General features: G+C 34.2%; 1 protein-coding gene. It reads left to right on the top strand.

The annotated features are described in order from the left end of the window. Window positions 1-222: hypothetical protein (locus ABFY71_RS19220; protein ID WP_347947483.1), on the top strand; the 222-nt coding region annotated here is incomplete at both ends.

Raw genomic sequence — 222 nt, 5'->3', positions numbered from 1 at the left:
AAGTATGATGATCAGGAACGTGTTTTCAAGAGGTTGGAAAAGAATAAGGATGTTAAGGATAAAAACACTTCTGAGTTGAATAAGTCCATTCTTTCCAAGTACGTAAATGATAATCAAAAGGAAATAGACGAACTTGAGGCACAATTCAGATCTTTTGCTGATATTGTCTATAACAAGCAAGAGGAATCCAAGCGCCAAGAAAAGATAGATACTTTCTTTAGA

This window comes from Devosia alba (genome assembly GCF_039938915.1).
Classification (GTDB): Bacteria; Pseudomonadota; Alphaproteobacteria; order Rhizobiales; family Devosiaceae; genus Devosia; species Devosia alba.
The sequence above is the reverse complement of the archived record's forward strand: the minus strand, read 5'-3'. Positions and strand labels throughout refer to the sequence as shown.